At 39.9% G+C, this 16633-nt stretch carries 15 protein-coding genes; 11 read left to right on the top strand and 4 right to left on the bottom strand.

Annotated features, from left to right (window positions below; all coding sequences use genetic code 11):
- Window position 1 precedes the first annotated feature (1 nt).
- The 11 genes from PLZ15_08815 to PLZ15_08765 all read left to right on the top strand — a co-directional run bounded on the left by PLZ15_08815 (window position 2) and on the right by PLZ15_08765 (window position 10446).
- Window positions 2–1117 (top strand): NADH-quinone oxidoreductase subunit D, encoded by a 1116-nt coding sequence (locus PLZ15_08815; protein ID HOI29844.1) that lies wholly within the window; start codon window positions 2–4, stop codon window positions 1115–1117.
- Window positions 1117–2184 (top strand): NADH-quinone oxidoreductase subunit NuoH, encoded by a 1068-nt coding sequence (gene nuoH / locus PLZ15_08810; GenBank protein HOI29843.1) that lies wholly within the window; start codon window positions 1117–1119, stop codon window positions 2182–2184. The genes PLZ15_08815 and nuoH overlap by 1 nt, the downstream gene beginning before the upstream one ends.
- A gap of 4 nt (window positions 2185–2188) precedes the next feature.
- The gene (locus PLZ15_08805) at window positions 2189–2743 is read left to right on the top strand and encodes an NADH-quinone oxidoreductase subunit I (GenBank protein HOI29842.1); all 555 of its coding nucleotides are present in this window, start codon (window positions 2189–2191) and stop codon (window positions 2741–2743) included.
- A gap of 10 nt (window positions 2744–2753) precedes the next feature.
- Entirely contained in the window at window positions 2754–3251 is a 498-nt protein-coding gene (locus tag PLZ15_08800; GenBank protein HOI29841.1) for an NADH-quinone oxidoreductase subunit J, read from the top strand.
- A gap of 59 nt (window positions 3252–3310) precedes the next feature.
- The gene (gene nuoK / locus PLZ15_08795) at window positions 3311–3622 is read left to right on the top strand and encodes an NADH-quinone oxidoreductase subunit NuoK (GenBank protein ID HOI29840.1); all 312 of its coding nucleotides are present in this window, start codon (window positions 3311–3313) and stop codon (window positions 3620–3622) included.
- A 3-nt stretch (window positions 3623–3625) separates the two neighbouring features.
- A complete protein-coding gene (nuoL, locus tag PLZ15_08790; GenBank protein ID HOI29839.1) occupies window positions 3626–5713 on the top strand; it encodes an NADH-quinone oxidoreductase subunit L in 2088 nt (695 codons plus the stop codon).
- A 96-nt stretch (window positions 5714–5809) separates the two neighbouring features.
- Window positions 5810–7411 (top strand): NADH-quinone oxidoreductase subunit M, encoded by a 1602-nt coding sequence (locus tag PLZ15_08785; protein ID HOI29838.1) that lies wholly within the window; start codon window positions 5810–5812, stop codon window positions 7409–7411.
- A gap of 8 nt (window positions 7412–7419) precedes the next feature.
- Window positions 7420–8934 (top strand): NADH-quinone oxidoreductase subunit N, encoded by a 1515-nt coding sequence (locus PLZ15_08780; protein HOI29837.1) that lies wholly within the window; start codon window positions 7420–7422, stop codon window positions 8932–8934.
- A 123-nt stretch (window positions 8935–9057) separates the two neighbouring features.
- Window positions 9058–9354, top strand: a complete 297-nt coding sequence (locus PLZ15_08775; protein ID HOI29836.1) for a hypothetical protein — start codon at window positions 9058–9060, stop codon at window positions 9352–9354.
- 11 nt (window positions 9355–9365) lie between these two features.
- Window positions 9366–9719, top strand: a complete 354-nt coding sequence (erpA, locus tag PLZ15_08770) for an iron-sulfur cluster insertion protein ErpA (protein ID HOI29835.1) — start codon at window positions 9366–9368, stop codon at window positions 9717–9719.
- A 115-nt stretch (window positions 9720–9834) separates the two neighbouring features.
- The gene (locus tag PLZ15_08765; protein HOI29834.1) at window positions 9835–10446 is read left to right on the top strand and encodes a superoxide dismutase; all 612 of its coding nucleotides are present in this window, start codon (window positions 9835–9837) and stop codon (window positions 10444–10446) included.
- Window positions 10447–10522: 76 nt separating this feature from the next.
- Here the strand turns inward: PLZ15_08765 and atpC are convergent, their stop codons facing one another.
- The 4 genes from atpC to PLZ15_08745 form a co-directional block, all read right to left on the bottom strand.
- Window positions 10523–10930: an ATP synthase F1 subunit epsilon gene (gene atpC, locus PLZ15_08760; GenBank protein HOI29833.1), complete on the bottom strand. Its 408-nt coding sequence runs from the start codon at window positions 10928–10930 to the stop codon at window positions 10523–10525.
- Window positions 10927–12339: a F0F1 ATP synthase subunit beta gene (gene atpD, locus PLZ15_08755; protein HOI29832.1), complete on the bottom strand. Its 1413-nt coding sequence runs from the start codon at window positions 12337–12339 to the stop codon at window positions 10927–10929. The genes atpC and atpD overlap by 4 nt, the downstream gene beginning before the upstream one ends.
- 134 nt (window positions 12340–12473) lie before the next feature.
- Window positions 12474–15785 carry a PAS domain S-box protein gene (locus PLZ15_08750; protein ID HOI29831.1) on the bottom strand — a complete coding sequence of 1104 codons (3312 nt, stop codon included), beginning with the start codon at window positions 15783–15785 and terminating at the stop codon, window positions 12474–12476.
- Between the two features lie 292 nt (window positions 15786–16077).
- Complete coding sequence (locus tag PLZ15_08745; protein HOI29830.1) at window positions 16078–16632, bottom strand: 2-oxoacid:acceptor oxidoreductase family protein; 555 nt, start codon at window positions 16630–16632, stop codon at window positions 16078–16080.
- Window position 16633: the final 1 nt, after the last annotated feature.

The raw sequence follows: 16633 nt of genomic DNA, 5'->3' as shown, positions 1-16633 counted from the left end.
AATGGCTCTTAAAACCGAACATATGGTTCTCAATATGGGCCCGCAACACCCCTCTACACATGGAGTACTGCGGCTCGAATTGGAAATTGAAGGTGAATTGGTTAAAAAGGTAACCCCTCACCTCGGATATCTACACCGCTGTTTTGAAAAACACGCCGAGGCGATGCAATATAACCAGGTGGTTCCATATACAGACCGGCTCGATTATCTTGCTGCAATCGGAAATAATTTCGGTTATGCTCTCGCTGTTGAAAAACTGATGGGAATACAGGTTCCTGAGAGGGTTGAATATATCAGGGTTATAATGGCAGAGCTGCAGAGAATCGCATCTCATCTGGTCGCAATCGGATCCAACGGAGCCGACATCGGAGCTTTAACACCATTCCTTTATTTATTCAGAGACCGGGAACATATTCTCAGCATTATAGAAGAGACCTGCGGCGCGAGAATGCTTTACAATTATATCTGGATCGGCGGACTTTCACATGATATTCACCCGGATTTTGTTCGCAAGACAAAAGAATTCTGCAATTATTTCAAACCGACAATTGTTGAACTCGACAATCTTCTAAGCTATAATAAAATTTTTATCGAACGTACCGCAAACATCGGCGTTCTTCCAGTCGATACAGCAATCAATTATGGTGCATCGGGACCGACACTGAGAGGAAGCGGTATTAATTTCGATCTCAGAAGAGAAGATCCTTATTCAATTTATGACCGGTTCGATTTTGAAATTCCTGTCGGCCGGGGATTGATGGGGACGGTAGGCGACTGTTGGGACCGGTACTATGTCCGAATCCGGGAGATGGAACAGAGCCTGAGAATAATTGAACAGGCGATTGATAATATTCCGGAAGGTGACGTTCAATCGGCTATTCCAAAAAGAATTAAACCGCCAAAGGGAACAGTTTATACGCGCGTAGAAAACCCGAGAGGCGAGCTGGGTTATTTTATAATAAGCGACGGAAGTGTTAATCCGTTCAGGGTAAAAGTAAGAGCTCCATCATTTGTTAATCTTGAGATACTTGGCGAGTTGTGCAAGGGTTATCTTGTTGCAGATGTGATTGCAATACTCGGAAGTATCGATATAGTTTTGGGAGAAGTGGATAGATAATGTATCAGTACTTTTACGATTTAACAGGTAATACGATAATATCAACTCTTTTCGTTGCCGTTTTTCCACTGGTCAACGTATTAATAGTTGCGCTGATTGGCGTCTATCTGGAAAGAAAAGTATCTGCATGGATTCAAGACCGTGTAGGACCCAACCGCACAGGACCTTTCGGATTATTCCAGACTGTTGCAGATTTTGTTAAAATGCTTCAGAAGGAGGACGCTACATCTAAGGATATTGACAGCAAACTCTACAACATAGCACCGGTCCTCGTTTTCACCGGTTCATTTGCTGCTTATGCTGCAATCCCCTTTTCCAGCAAATTGATCGGAAGCGAAGCGGAAGTAGGACTCTTCTATGTTATAGCAATTTCGAGTCTGGTTGTCGGCGGAATACTTATGGCTGGATGGTCATCCAACAATAAATATTCACTGTTAGGCGCAATGCGTTCTGCTGCCCAGATCATAAGCTATGAGATTCCAACAGCTATAGTAGTTCTTTCTATTGTTATGATAACCGGTTCATTAAGTCTCGATAAAATAAGTGAAATGCAGACTGCATATTTCTGGAACTGGCATATCTTCGGCGGCGCCGGATTCGGTATTGCAAAATTTTTATTAATTCCCTTCATGGTTGTCGGTTTCATAATTATTTTTATCAGTACACTTGCCGAAGTAAACAGAACACCTTTCGACATTCCGGAAGCAGAATCCGAACTTGTTGCAGGATACTTTACGGAATATTGCGGAATGAAATGGGCAATGTTCATGCTCTCCGAATACGGTAATATGTTTGCGGTCTCTGCAATTGTTTCGATTCTATTTTTCGGAGGATATCATTCGCCGTTCGGGTATCTCGGAAATTCACTCGGAATAGAATGGCTAGTTCCATTCGAACAGGCCTTTTGGTTCCTTGCTAAAGGCTGGTTCTTCATCCTGATTCAGATGTGGCTGAGATGGACTTTACCCAGACTGCGTGTTGATCAGCTTATGAGTCTCTGCTGGAAATATCTGATACCTTATGCGTTCGTAAATTTAATTGTAATCGGAATTATTTCATTATTGTGATATTATGAAGCAATACTTCAAAAATACATGGCTCGGGATATATACCGTACTTGTCGGTATGAAAATTACTTTCAAACATCTGTTTACTCCTGCTGTTACAATTCAATATCCCGAAGTTAAACTCAAACTGCCCGAAAGAGAACGAAACAGGCTCTACGTAAACATGGACGATTGTATCGGCTGCGATCAATGCTCGCGTGCATGCCCTGTCAGCTGTATTGAGATTGAAACCGTAAAAAGTATCCCGGGAGAAGAACTTGGAGTTACATCCAACGGTAAGAAAAAAGCTTTATGGGTAACAAAATTTAATATCGATTTTGCAAAATGCTGTTATTGTCAGCTTTGTGTTTTCCCCTGCCCTACCGAATGTATTTATATGACGGATGTTTTTGAATTTTCTGAATACGACAGAAATAATCTTGTTTATAAATTCGCTTCATTAACTGAAGGTGAAGCCGAGGAAAAGAGAATTAATTTTGAAAAGTTTACAGCTGAAAAGGAAGCTCAGAAAGCAGCAGCAGCTGCTAAACCAAAAGACGAACAAAAACCGGCAAGTTAATAGATAGAATATGACACTCTACGATATAATATTTTTTCTCTTTGCAATTATTACAATCGCTTCTGCCTTTGTAGTAGTTACAACACGTAATATTGTTTACTCGGGTTTTTCACTTCTCTTCACATTTTTCGGAGTTGCCGGAATCTACGTTCTGCTCGGGGCCGATTTTCTTGCGATTGTTCAGATCATGGTTTATGTGGGAGGCATCTTAATTCTGCTCCTCTTCGGCGTTATGCTTACCAATAAGATTACCGATGTAGATATCAGAACCGGAACTGTTCACCTTCTGCCTGCTGCAATAGGTGTTGGAATTTTATTGGGTGCTCTTGTCTCCATAATGGTCTGGACTGAATGGAAATCTCAGCCTGGTGAAATCCCTGTTACTACGACGTATGCTATCGGAAAAGAACTGCTTACAAATTATGTGTTGATCTTTGAATTACTCGGAATGCTTTTGCTGGTTGCTCTTATCGGTGCAGCATCGATTGCACGGCGGGAAAAAGAATAAAATTGTAATTGTTATTCCGGTCGGATTCCGGAACAAAATAGAATTTAAGGAGAATTGAATTGTTACAGGTTGGATTAATACACTTTCTGGTAGTAAGTACAATTTTATTTTCATTGGGAATTTATGGAATTGTTACAAGAAAGAATGCTGTGATGGTTCTGATGGGAGTTGAGCTTATTCTGAATGCTGCCAATATAAATTTCGTTGCGTTTTCTAAATATGGAAATCTCGGAATCAACGGTCAAATTGTTGCTCTCTTTGTGATAATTCTCGCTGCTGCTGAAGCAGCTATTGCCCTTGCAATAGTTCTCAATATTTACAAGACATTTTCAAATGTAAACATAGATGAAATAGATAATTTAAAAGACTAGGTTATGACTGAATCCCTTTTAACTACGTTAACAATAATAACTCTATTTTTACCGCTTGCAGGATTTATTATTCTGCTTCTGCTGGGTAATAAAATCCCGAAATTATACTTCCTGGAAGTCGCAATCATTTCTTCGGCTTTTCTATTATCTGTGGCTATACTCTTTTACAAGCTCAATTATTTTATCGATCAGGATATCGTTGCTGCATTTAACTGGATTACAATTGGCGCCGCTCCCCTTTCCGGTGTAATAAATATTGAACTGGGGATAAAGATCGATAACGTTACTGCCATCATGCTTTTTGTAGTTAACCTCATCAGCATGCTGGTTCATCTCTTTTCGATCGAATATATGAAAGGCGACAAAAGATATACACTTTATTTCGCAAATCTCGGTCTCTTTACATTTTCGATGCTAGGAATTGTAGTTACGCATAATCTTTTAATGATGTACATTTACTGGGAGCTGGTCGGATTATCATCCTATCTGCTGATCGGTCACTGGTTCGAAAAGAAATCTGCTGCCGATGCCGCTAAAAAAGCTTTCATCGTAAACAGAATCGGCGATATCGGAATGTTTATTGGCATACTGATTCTCTTCACCAATTACAAAACTTTTACATTCGACACAATCTTTGCCCAGATTTCTCAAGGTAATCTCCCGTTCAACAGCGAAGCCTGGTTAACAGCAGCCGGTATATTAGTATTTATGGGAGCCGTCGGAAAATCCGCTCAATTTCCACTTCATGTCTGGCTGCCCGATGCTATGGAAGGTCCCACTCCGGTCAGTGCGTTAATACATGCCGCTACAATGGTTGCCGCGGGTGTTTATCTTGTTACCAGAATTTTTGTAATGCTAACTGCCGATGCAATGCTGGTTATTGCTGTAATAGGTGCATTCACAGCGCTTGTAGCTGCGACAATAGCGCTTACACAAAATGACATCAAAAAAGTTCTTGCCTATTCAACAGTGTCCCAGTTAGGGTATATGATAATGTCTCTCGGTGTCGGAGCTTACGTATTTGCATTCTTCCACCTGGTAACACATGCTTTCTTTAAAGCATGTATGTTCCTCGGTTCAGGATCGGTTATTCATGCAATGCACCACGAACAGGATATCCGCAATATGGGCGGACTCAGGAAAAAACTTCCGCTTACTTATGCTACTTTCCTGATATCAACTCTTGCGATCTCCGGAATACCGCTTACTTCAGGATTTTTAAGTAAGGACGGAATACTTGCCGGTACAATGGCATTCGGCAAGCTTACAGGTCACTGGCTCATTCCTGTTATCGGATTTACCGTAGCTGCTATGACGGCATTCTACATGTTCAGACTTGTAATACTCACTTTCCATGGCGAAGCCCGGGATCATCACAAATATGATCATGCACATGAATCACCCTGGGTTATGGTTGCGCCACTCGCTGTACTTGCGACTCTTTCAATTTTCTTCTGGTACACGCCTAATCCTATCTCCCCCGATGCTGGATGGTTCATGCAAGATTGGGTAAAGACCCCGCATACGGTAGTGCCTGAGAATACAAGATTCGAATTTATGCAGAGCGATCTGCCCGGCGTTGAATCTCACGGTGAAGTTGTTCACTCAAATTTATATACTGAAACTATGCACTGGGCTCATTACCCGGCTATGGCATTATCTATTATACTTGCAGGATTAGGAATTCTTTTTGCGTTCATTATTTATCAATGGAAAAAGATCAGTTCAGATAAAATGGCGGAGAAAGTTAAACCGCTTTATAATTTTTCACTAAACAAGTGGTATCTGGACGAAGCTTACGATGCAACCGCAATCAGCGGAACTCTTAGTTTTGCAAAAATCTTATCCTGGTTTGATAATAAAATTGTTGACGGTGCTGTAAACGGTTCCGCATGGCTCGGAAGGTTTATTTCTAACATAAGCGGTCTCTTCGATACATTCGTGATCGACGGATTCGTAAACTTCACTGCATTTCTGAGCGGATTTGTTGGATTTACTTTAAGAAAACTGCAGACAGGAAAAGTCCAGACATATCTTGTCTTTGTAGTTTTTGCGGTTATTCTGCTTTTATTGTTCTTTAAGCCATTTTGATTTTATAAAAATGATTTTGATAAACCATTCCGGATCTTAAGTTTCCACAATGCCCGGAAGTGTTCATAAAAAAATTAAAAATATAGGTTAGTCATTATGATGGGATTTCCGATATTAACATTTATCACGTTCCTCCCTGTCCTCGGGATGATAATTATTCTTTTCCTCAAGAAGGAACAAGCTAATACAATTAAGTATACTACTCTTATAATCACGGCCTTGCAGGTTGTGTTAGCCATTATCCTCTTAATAAATTATAATTATTCCGCCGCAGGAGTCTATGAAGAGAGGTCGTTCCAGTTCATAGAGAAGTTCAGATGGATTGAGATAAGCGGCATTTCATGGCTCGGTACTGTTAAGATCGATTACTTCATTGGTATCGACGGATTGAGTATGCCGATGGTTCTTCTTACAGCTCTTATTTCATTTATTGCAACAATTTCCTCCTGGAACATCAATCACTCACTTAAAGGTTATTTTGCACTCTTCCTGCTGCTCGATACCGGAATGATGGGTGTCTTTGTTGCCCTCGACTTTTTCCTCTTTTATATATTCTGGGAACTAATGCTGCTCCCGATGTACTTCCTGATCGGAATCTGGGGCGGACCAAGAAAAGAATATGCCGCAATAAAATTCTTCATTTATACTCTATTCGGAAGTATTTTCATTCTTCTTGTAATGATCGGCCTTTACTTCAGTACAACAGAAACATTAGCAGATGGTACTAAAGTCTTTACATTCAATATTTTACAATTGATGAATTCAGGGAATTACACAGCTGATGGAATACTATCTCCACTCAATCCTAATAATCTCAGGTTAATTGCATACCTTGCACTTTTCGTCGGCTTCGCAATTAAAATACCGATGTTCCCGTTCCATACATGGTTGCCCGACGCTCACGTTGAAGCACCCACCCCAATTTCTGTAATACTTGCCGGTGTGCTCCTTAAAATGGGAACCTACGGAATCCTCAGAATCAGCTACCCAATCTTCCCCGATATTACACGCGACCTGATGTGGTGGATAGCAATGTTCGGTATGGTTAATATTATTTACGGTGCGCTCGTCGCTCTTGCGCAGAAGGATTTCAAGAAACTTATTGCTTATTCGTCAGTCTCGCATATGGGTTATGTTTTGTTAGGTATGGCATCACTTACAACAACCGGTATCAACGGAGCGATATTCCAGATGTTCAATCACGGTACTATAACGGCAATGCTCTTCTTGATTGTTGGTGTTGTATACGACCGTGCTCATACAAGAGGTCTGAATGATTTCGGCGGACTAGCTACCCAGATGCCAGTCTACACCGTATTTGTTACAGTTGCATTCTTTGCAGCAATCGGTTTACCGAGTATGAGCGGATTTATTTCAGAAGCACTCGTGTTTGTAGGAGCGTTCGGAGTTGAAAGTATACGAATTCTTACAATGCTTTCCACTCTCGGAATTCTGCTTGGTGCCGGCTATATGCTCTGGACATTACAAAGAATTTTCTTCGGTCCATTGAACGAAAAATGGGCTTCACTCAAGGATATTGAATTCAGGGAATATGTAATGTTTATACCTCTAACAATCGTTATTATTTTCCTGGGCGTATATCCGTCTGCTATGCTCGATATTATGAATACTTCGGTAAATACATTAGTAAACTTTTTACATACAAATTTCACAGCAACTTCAATAAACGGATTTTAGTTTAGAGAATGGAACTTAACAATTTATATCAATCGATCAACCTGATCCTTCCGGAAATCGTTTTATCTGCGGGACTTATAATTCTTGTACTTGCAGACCTGATCTTTCATAAAGACAAACGGTTGATTCCCTATATCGCCGGAATCGGTATTGCTGTAACCGGTGCTTTTGTAATTAACCAATTCAGTATTTCCGGATTCGGTTTCCAATCCTCTAATCAATCGATAAGAGATTACGGATTAATTACAGTTGATTCTTTCGGTGTGTTTTTCAAACTGATTGTAATCGCCTCTTCCCTTCTAATCCTTTTCTTCTCCATTTCTTCCGATGAGATACAGAAAATTCAGGGACGAATTGGGGAATATTACGCTCTGATTTTCGGAATGATACTGGGCATGCTCTTTTTAATTTCGGCAACCGATTTAATTCTGATCTATCTTTCGCTTGAATTACTTTCTCTTTCATCATATGTACTTGCCGGATTTACCAAACTGCGGGACAGAAACAGTGAAGCATCACTTAAATATTTAATCTACGGATCGGTTTCATCAGGTTTGATGCTCTTCGGAATCTCAATAGTTTACGGAATGACAGGAAGTACTAATCTTTATGTAATCAATTCGCTGATCCAGGGACCGCATATCAATCTATTTACACTATCCTTCTCAATTATTTTGATACTTGCCGGAATCGGATATAAAATTTCATCAGTCCCTTTCCATTTCTGGACTCCGGATGTTTACGAAGGCGCCCCGATAACAATTACTGCATTTCTTTCTGTAGCTAGCAAAGCTGCTGGATTTGCTCTGCTGATCCGCTTCGTAAAAACCACATTTGTTTCCTACATAGATGAAAACGGAAACTGGTCTTTAATCGACGTTTTCGACTGGCAGTCAATTCTAATTGCCATCTCAATTCTGACAATGACACTCGGTAATTTCTCGGCCCTGTGGCAGAGTAATCTCAAACGAATGCTTGCCTATTCAAGTATTGCCCATGCAGGATATATTTTACTTGGTCTTGTGGTCTTTTCCAACCAGGGACTCCTTGCAATCCTGATCTATTTTATTGTTTATCTTATTATGAATCTTGGCGCATTCCTTGTTGTTATGTTAATTGCCAACAAGACAAATTCCGAAGAGATAGATGATTATGACGGACTCGGATATACTTCACCACTCTTAGGAGTCGCACTATCAATCTTCCTGATATCATTAACAGGATTACCGCCTACAGCCGGATTTATCGGCAAGCTTTATCTTTTTATTGCACTTGTAGACGCAAAGATGATTGTTGTAGCAATAATTGCTTTGTTAAATTCCGTTGTCTCCCTTTATTACTATGTAAGAGTGTTAAAACATATGTACCTTACAAAACCGGGAGAATCAACTCCGGCTATTATTCCATCTTTCGGGAACAGGATTCTCGTGCTCGTACTGGTTATTCCGGTATTGGTTTTCGGAATCTATTTTACGCCGATGGTCGATCTGGCAAAAAGCTGTCTGGTAATTCTGGGTCTATAAGAACTTAATTACAATTCTTGCGTTTTTATCTCAGCTTTTTTACTTTTTCCCTCAATTAAATTAGTTTGAGTCTTTTTCTTCATTTTTTAATCTAATCCTACTAAATCAACGAAAGGAATTATCATGGAATATTTGAACGAATTGAAATCGAACAAAGAGATTTTCATCAATTTTATGAAAGAGAAATACCCGGTCTACAACAATTCGAATATTTTTTTAAGGGATGTTTTATATGCAGTAAAGAGTTATTTCGAAAGAAAGGAGAAATTTCTGCGTTATTCAGAGTGTGAAAAGATTGCAATTGAATTCACCGATTTCCTTGAACAAACAAATGAAATAAAAAAAGTCGGAAATAATACTTGGAAAGTGAATTTTTTAGTAAATAAGGTTGTTAATAGTTCAGAAGCTGCGATAAATTAAAGGATCTAAATATGAGCTCGGCATCTGCAATTCAAAATGATATTGAAATCACGGAAAAAGCGGTCAAACAGATAAATAGAATAAAAGAAGAGAACGCTATCCCTTCAGATTTTGCACTACGGGTTGGAGTTAAAGGCGGTGGTTGTTCAGGATTAACTTATCAGCTCGGCTTTGATGGGGAATTGAAGGAAGGCGATACTGTTATCGAAAAAGAGGGTATTAAAATTTATGTAGACGGCAAGAGCCTTTTTTATTTATCCGGCACTACACTCGATTTCAGCGATGGTCTTAATGGTCGAGGATTTGTATTCAATAATCCCAACGCGACAAAAACCTGCGGTTGCGGTGAATCTTTCGGAGTATAAAATGAAGAGAAGAAACTTTATCACATCGCTCGGTCTTATGACTATAGCAGGCGGTATGACTAAAATAGAAGGTATTACAAACAAATTAAATCAAAAAATAGATTGGAGTAATAAAATGAGTAAGTTTGAATTAGCACCACTTCCGTATGCTTTTAATGCACTTGAACCGCATATAGATTCTAAAACTATGGAAATACATCACGGTAAACATCACGCTGCTTATGTTAACAACCTGAATAAAGCCCTTGAGGGGAATGCAGACCTGTCAGGAAAGACTCTCGAAGAAATGTTCAGCATGATGTCCAAACTCCCTGCCGCTATCCGTAATAACGGCGGTGGCCATTATAACCACGAAATGTTCTGGAATATTATGGGCCCCAATAAAGGCGGTCTTCCAACCGGTTCTCTTGCCGACGCAATTAACGGCACATTCGGTTCATTCGATAAATTCAAAGATCTTGTAAATAATGCGGGCGCTACCCGTTTCGGTTCAGGATGGGCATGGCTGGTTGTTTCCGACGGAAAACTTGTAGTCTCTTCTACACCGAATCAGGATAATCCATTAATGGACGTTGCCGATGTGAAAGGATTCCCGGTACTAGGAATTGACGTTTGGGAACATGCGTATTACCTCAATTACCAGAACCGCAGACCTGATTACCTGAATGCATGGTGGAATGTTGTTGACTGGGATGCAGTTGCAAAGAGATTCGCTTCAGTTAAATAAGAAGAAAACAATAATCTATAATAAAAAACCCCGTGCATGCGGGGTTTTTTATTTGAATCTGTATTTTTTACTTCACTTAATTTCCGGCAAATTTAATTCTGTTAAGTGCTCTCTGCAATGAAGCTTCAGCCCTTACTTCATCAATCTTCTCTCTGTTCTTATTAGCAATTCTCTCCTTTGCTCTTTCAAGCGATCTTGCAGCACGCTCAATATCAATATCCTCTTTCGATTCAAAACTATCGGCCAGAACTAGGATTTTATTAGCAAGAACCTCTACTGTACCTCCGCCGGTAGCGTATTCGGATTCTTTATCATTCAGATCAACAATTTTAATTCTGCCGATTTCAAAAGTACTTAGTAAAGGAGCGTGATTAAAAAGGACCTGAAAGTTTCCAAGCGTACCTGGTAGGGAGATCGATTTAACCTTGCCGGCGAATGCCGATTTAGACGGAGTAATTATTTCAACATTCAGTTCTTTTATCATGCCAGGGTCTTCGCTTTTTCAACGGCTTCTTCAATTGTACCGACATACATAAATGCCTGCTCTGGAAGATTATCGTGCTTTCCTTCGAGTATCTCCTTAAAGCTTCTGATTGTATCCTCGAGCTTAACGTATTTACCCGGGAATCCTGTGAACTGCTCTGCAACATGGAAAGGCTGACTTAAAAATCTCTGGATTCTTCTTGCCCGACGGACGGTCACCTTATCGTCGTCGGAAAGTTCATCCATTCCAAGAATATTAATAATATCCTGAAGGTCTTTATAAGCCTGTAGAATCTCTTTTACCTGTTTAGCGACTGAATAGTGTTCGTTACCAACTATATCCGGCTGTAGAATTCTAGAAGTTGAATCAAGAGGGTCTACCGCGGGATAAATTCCAAGCTCGGAAATCTGCCTGCTCAACACAGTTGTTGCGTCGAGGTGCGAGAATGCAGTTGCGGGAGCCGGATCCGTTAAGTCGTCCGCAGGTACGTAAATCGCCTGAACTGAAGTGATCGATCCTTTTGCAGTTGAAGTAATCCTCTCCTGTAATTCTCCCATTTCAGTTGCCAGATTCGGCTGATATCCAACTGCCGAAGGCATACGGCCTAACAGAGCGGAAACTTCCGAACCTGCCTGTGTAAAACGGAAAATATTATCGATAAATAATAATACGTCTCTTCCCTCTTCATCTCTGAAATATTCTGCAATAGTAAGGCCGGTTAATCCAACTCTTAAACGGGCTCCCGGCGGTTCATTCATCTGTCCGAATACCAGCGCTGTTTTCGGTAATACACCCGATTCCTTCATTTCGAGCCAGAGGTCGTTTCCTTCTCTAGTTCTTTCACCTACACCTGCAAATACCGAATAACCGCCATGCTGCTTTGCAATATTGTGAATCAGTTCCTGAATAATAACTGTCTTGCCTACACCTGCGCCTCCGAACAGTCCTGTCTTACCTCCTTTTGTATAAGGTTCCAGAAGGTCGATTACCTTTATACCGGTTTCGAACATTTCCTGTTTTGTAGTAAGATTTTCGAACTTAGGAGAGTGGCGGTGAATACCGTAACGTTTTTTCGTTTTAATATCTGTTCCTAGTCCATCGATCCCTTCTCCAATTACATTAATAAGTCGGCCGAGAGTTTCGGGTCCAACAGGAACGGAGATCGGTTCGCCGGTATCGAAAGCCTTCATACCTCTGACCAGTCCATCCGTTGAATCCATAGCAACGGTTCTAACCCGGTTTTCGCCGAGGTGCTGCTGGACTTCAACAATCAATTCCTGGTCCTTCCCCTCCAGATCTTTTCTTGGAATTTTGATTGAATTATAAATATTTGGAAGCTTTCCGCCTTCAAAATCTATATCGATTACAGGTCCGATAACCTGAATGATTGTACCTTGATTCAGTCCCATTTTTCTCCCTAAAATTCAAAATTTTGCGTGTAAAATTAGAAAGAAATGAGCTTATTTCCAAAGTGATATACTGTTATTCTGAAGGCATTTTTAACGATAAGGGGAAGTTGAATTAACTAATTTTTACAGAAGAATCAGATATTCGGCACCCTGTTCCTGAATGTAACCCTGAATTTTGAACCGGATCCTTTTTCACTTTCAACTTCTATTTCGGCATTATTAAGTTCACAGTAATTTTTAACGAGCGCCAATCCCAAACCATTCCCTTCGAAGGATCTCGTATATCCGTGTTCCTCCTGGACGAACGGCTCAAAAATTCTTTCAAGGAAATCTCTATTCATGCCGATACCGGTATCTTTAATTTCAACAATTTTTTCCGAGGCTTGATTTTCAAAAAGCCTGATCGAAATTTTACCGGCATCTGTATATTTAATTCCATTATCAATCAGGTTTGCAAAAATCTGCATAACGCTATATTCGTCGGCTTCAATTATAGGATTCTCAGTTTCACAGATGTACTCAATCGTAAGCTTTTTGCTTTGAGCAAGATGAAGATATTCGATCTGCAGTGATTGCAGTATGTCGGTATCCAGATTTATCTCCTTATACACAGGTCTGTAAGCACCGGTCTGGAGTTCAGACATATTAAGTATCAGATCGACTGTTCTAATCATCCGGTGTGATGCGCGTGCTATGCTTGAAAAAAGTCCGAGTACTTCCTCATCTATAAAGCTCTCCACTTCATCCTTAATCAACTGTGCGTTGCTGGACATAATATTTATAGGAGTTCTGATTTCATGTGAGATCTGCGCCAGAAATTCTGTTTTTAATCTTTCGGAAGCTTCAGCCCTTTCTTTAGCTCTAATAATCTCTTCTATCATATTCTTCTTTTCAGTTACATCCTCTTTCAATGCTATGAAGTTGGTTGTAATTCCTTCTTCGTTTATCACGGGTGAAATTATCTGATGCTCCCAGAAGAGTTCTCCCTTCTTGTTTTTATTTAGAATTTCTCCCTCCCAATCTTTGCCGGACAGAATTGTCTCCCATAAATTTTTATAAAATTCAGGCGGGTGGTGTTTAGAACTGAATACTCTTGTATTCTGACCTATTACCTCTTCTATACTGTAACCGGTCGATTTTGTAATGCTCGGATTTGTATAGACAATTTTGCCGGAAGTATCGGTAATAATAATTGTGAGGGGACTCTGATGAATTGCCCTTGCCAGAACCAGCAGATCCTCTTCAGCTTTCTTCCTCTGGATATATAATGAAAGCTGGTTGGCTATTACCTCGAAGATTTTCTGACTCGTTTGATCATAAGCATTGCGGTCGTGATAATTCTGGATTACTACAGCCCCGATAACTTTGCTGTTTATTTTGAGCGGAGCTCCAAGCCAGACTTCGGGCAAGGAACCAACAAGTTCTATTGCACCTTTATTACTCAATTCAATTATCTCATTTTTAGTAAGCAGGAGTGTTTTTGATTGATTGATCAAATACCCCGTCAAAGATTTTTTTGCCGACCAGGTTCCGATCTCATCCTTTTCATCTCTGTCCAGATCAGCTTTAAGAGTATCTGTTTTCTCATCATAGAATGCGACAAAGAAATTTTTCGTATCCATTAATTGAGAAAGTTCCTTTCGAACCATTGCAAAAAGCTCTGCTGTTTTAATAGAGGTTGTTACAGCATTGGCAATATTATACTGAATCTGCTGAATAAGTTGAGAACGTTTAAATTCGGTTATATCCTGGACGGCTCCCTGAATCCCTTTAAGCCTGTTTTTTTCATTATCCCAGACCGGTTTAGCATAGACACGGACCCAGACAACACTTCCGTTTTTGTGGATTGTTCTTACTTCTGTAACGGCATTTTCGTTTTTAAACAATTTCTGCATCGCCTTATTATCAACTTCAATATCTTCGGGGTGGAGCATCGACATCCAACCTCCTCTTTCCCTGTATTCTTCGAATGAGTAACCGGTCAGCTTTTCGAATGCACCGCCAAACCAGTTATGAACCAGTTTGCCTTCTTCACTAAGCGATGTAGAAAAAAGGTAATCCATCGTAAGATTTGAGATTGCTCTGAACAATTCTTCGTCAGCTTTTAATTTTATCTCCGCTTCTTTCTTATACGTAATATCTTCCATAACCCCGAATACTTTATTAGTTTCTTTATCGTATTCGGCAACCGAGTGAATATTAAGAATCTTGCCATCCCCCCGTTTGATTTTGAATTCGACATCATATGGTTCATTATTCTGGATAAGGTTTAGAAGAGCTTTGTTCAATTCTTCACGGTATTCCGGAAGAGGTATTTTCTGAATATCGGATAATTTCCAAGAATCCCTGTTGACACCGTATATTTTCTGAGCTCCATCCGAACCGTAGATCAGACCCGTGTTTAAATCAATCTCCCAGTTTCCGGTACCGGCAATCGATTCGGCCCGCTTAAGTTTGGCTTCGCTTTCTGCAAGCAGACGCTGCTTCTCCATTTCTTTAGTCTGGTCCCTGAAAATCAGGACGGAACCGATCACTTCACCTTTCTCATCAATTATTGGTGCACCGCTGTCAGAAACAGGGATCTCATTTCCCGACTTAGAAATAAGTATGGCTGAAGATTCACGGCCTGTATTTGAATCCGGTTTTTGTATAAACCGTAGACGGCTTTCAGAACGGATTCTTTTACTGTCATCATAAACAGTATAGACATCATCCAGCAAACTATTTTTTGCATCAGATTCCGGCCATCCGGTAAGATATTCGGCAACCCGGTTCATCTGCTGAACTCTACCTTCAGTATCTGTGGTTATAACACCGTCCCCGATACTATAAAGAGTGGTGCGGAACAGCTTTTCGTTCTGTTTGATTGTATGAAATGCTTTCTTCTTCTGTTCCTGATCCAGTAGTATTTTGCTTATCAGCATACTAATCAGCGGATAGATTGCAATAATTGTGAATGCAAGTGATTTTAATGTCGGTAAAATATTCTTTGACGGAAGCGTGAATACTAGCAGCAGCATTATAATATGTACAATTAATCCGAGCAGATAAAAGTCGAGATTATCAATTGACTTTGCAGATCTCTTCTTCTTAAGGAAAAGCGCCCCTATAAGAAACGAAGAAAGGATCGTACCAATCCCCATGTAGATCCCGGGACCGCCTGCAAAAACTCTGTAGACGAGCGGTGGGATAAGAGAAATAATTCCCGATACCGGACCGAAAAAAAATGTACAGAGACTTATTGCAATTGTTCTACCGTCGAAAAAAATACCTTTCTCAAGTTCGAATGGATTTAGCATTCCAATAAATGCCGCTGTGCCGAAGAGTATTCCCTGTAGAATCTTCGCTGTTAAATCTTCTCTATCGAATTTTTCATTTATAAATCCGGAAAGAATAATCATCGCCACAAGCAGAGAAAGGCTATATATAAGTTCAATTACTATCATCTATCACTAATATAATTTACGAAATGAAAAAAACAATTATAACAGATTTTAAAAACTGCAAATCTGACCTGTATAAAATCTGTCTTCCAGAATTCCTATTTAGATAATAATAATTACCGGGCTGATATTATGTTAGACCCGTCACTTTTATCACTTTATTATCGGATATCCAAGTAAAATTTTTCAATCACTTTTAGGAATATTTTTTACTCTGATAGTCAAGTTTGATATGAATTCAAGGTCTCGAAAAGAGACCTTGAATAAATGTGGGCATTCTTATTAAGTGATAGGATCAGGAATTTGCAGTTATCACATCTGCCAGTTCCATCCCCTTTTCCATTGCAGATTTATTAAGAGGAATCAGTTTATGATATCTTTCCGGCAGAACTTTCTTTAATCCTTCGAGCGCACTTTCGAAAGTTATAACAGGTTTCTTTTTAAGAAGCGCACCGAGTATAATCATATTCATTACTTTGGAATTATTCAGTTTTGTTGCTTCATTAGCAGCTTCGATCGGAACAATCTCAATATCGGTTCTTGTTGGAGGATTTAGAATTGTACTGGCTTCATAAATTAAGAGTCCTCCGGATTTTACTGCCTGTTCAAATTTATCGAGCGAGGGCTGATTAAGTGCAATTACAGTATCGAACTTTGTAAGTATCGGTGAACTGATTCTGGTATCGCTGATAATTGCGATACAGTTTGCTGTTCCGCCTCTCATTTCCGGACCGTAAGAAGGCATCCAGCTTACTTCTTTACCTTCGATTACTCCGCCGTAACAGAGGATCTGACCCATCGACAATACACCCTGACCTCCGAATCCTGCAATGATAATTTCTTCTGTCATA

Source organism: Melioribacteraceae bacterium, assembly GCA_035362835.1.
Taxonomy (GTDB): Bacteria; Bacteroidota; Ignavibacteria; order Ignavibacteriales; family Melioribacteraceae; genus DSXH01.
This window is presented reverse-complemented; position numbering and strand designations above follow the sequence as displayed.

Coding starts and splice junctions, on each gene's coding strand:
- PLZ15_08815 (HOI29844.1), top strand. CDS start 2: ATGGCTCTTAAAACCGAACATATGGTTCTCAATATGGGCCCGCAACAC.
- nuoH (HOI29843.1), top strand. CDS start 1,117: ATGTATCAGTACTTTTACGATTTAACAGGTAATACGATAATATCAACT.
- PLZ15_08805 (HOI29842.1), top strand. CDS start 2,189: ATGAAGCAATACTTCAAAAATACATGGCTCGGGATATATACCGTACTT.
- PLZ15_08800 (HOI29841.1), top strand. CDS start 2,754: ATGACACTCTACGATATAATATTTTTTCTCTTTGCAATTATTACAATC.
- nuoL (HOI29839.1), top strand. CDS start 3,626: ATGACTGAATCCCTTTTAACTACGTTAACAATAATAACTCTATTTTTA.
- PLZ15_08785 (HOI29838.1), top strand. CDS start 5,810: ATGATGGGATTTCCGATATTAACATTTATCACGTTCCTCCCTGTCCTC.
- PLZ15_08780 (HOI29837.1), top strand. CDS start 7,420: ATGGAACTTAACAATTTATATCAATCGATCAACCTGATCCTTCCGGAA.
- PLZ15_08775 (HOI29836.1), top strand. CDS start 9,058: ATGGAATATTTGAACGAATTGAAATCGAACAAAGAGATTTTCATCAAT.
- erpA (HOI29835.1), top strand. CDS start 9,366: ATGAGCTCGGCATCTGCAATTCAAAATGATATTGAAATCACGGAAAAA.
- PLZ15_08765 (HOI29834.1), top strand. CDS start 9,835: ATGAGTAAGTTTGAATTAGCACCACTTCCGTATGCTTTTAATGCACTT.
- atpC (HOI29833.1), bottom strand. CDS start 10,930: ATGATAAAAGAACTGAATGTTGAAATAATTACTCCGTCTAAATCGGCA.
- atpD (HOI29832.1), bottom strand. CDS start 12,339: ATGGGACTGAATCAAGGTACAATCATTCAGGTTATCGGACCTGTAATC.
- PLZ15_08750 (HOI29831.1), bottom strand. CDS start 15,785: ATGATAGTAATTGAACTTATATATAGCCTTTCTCTGCTTGTGGCGATG.
- PLZ15_08745 (HOI29830.1), bottom strand. CDS start 16,632: ATGACAGAAGAAATTATCATTGCAGGATTCGGAGGTCAGGGTGTATTG.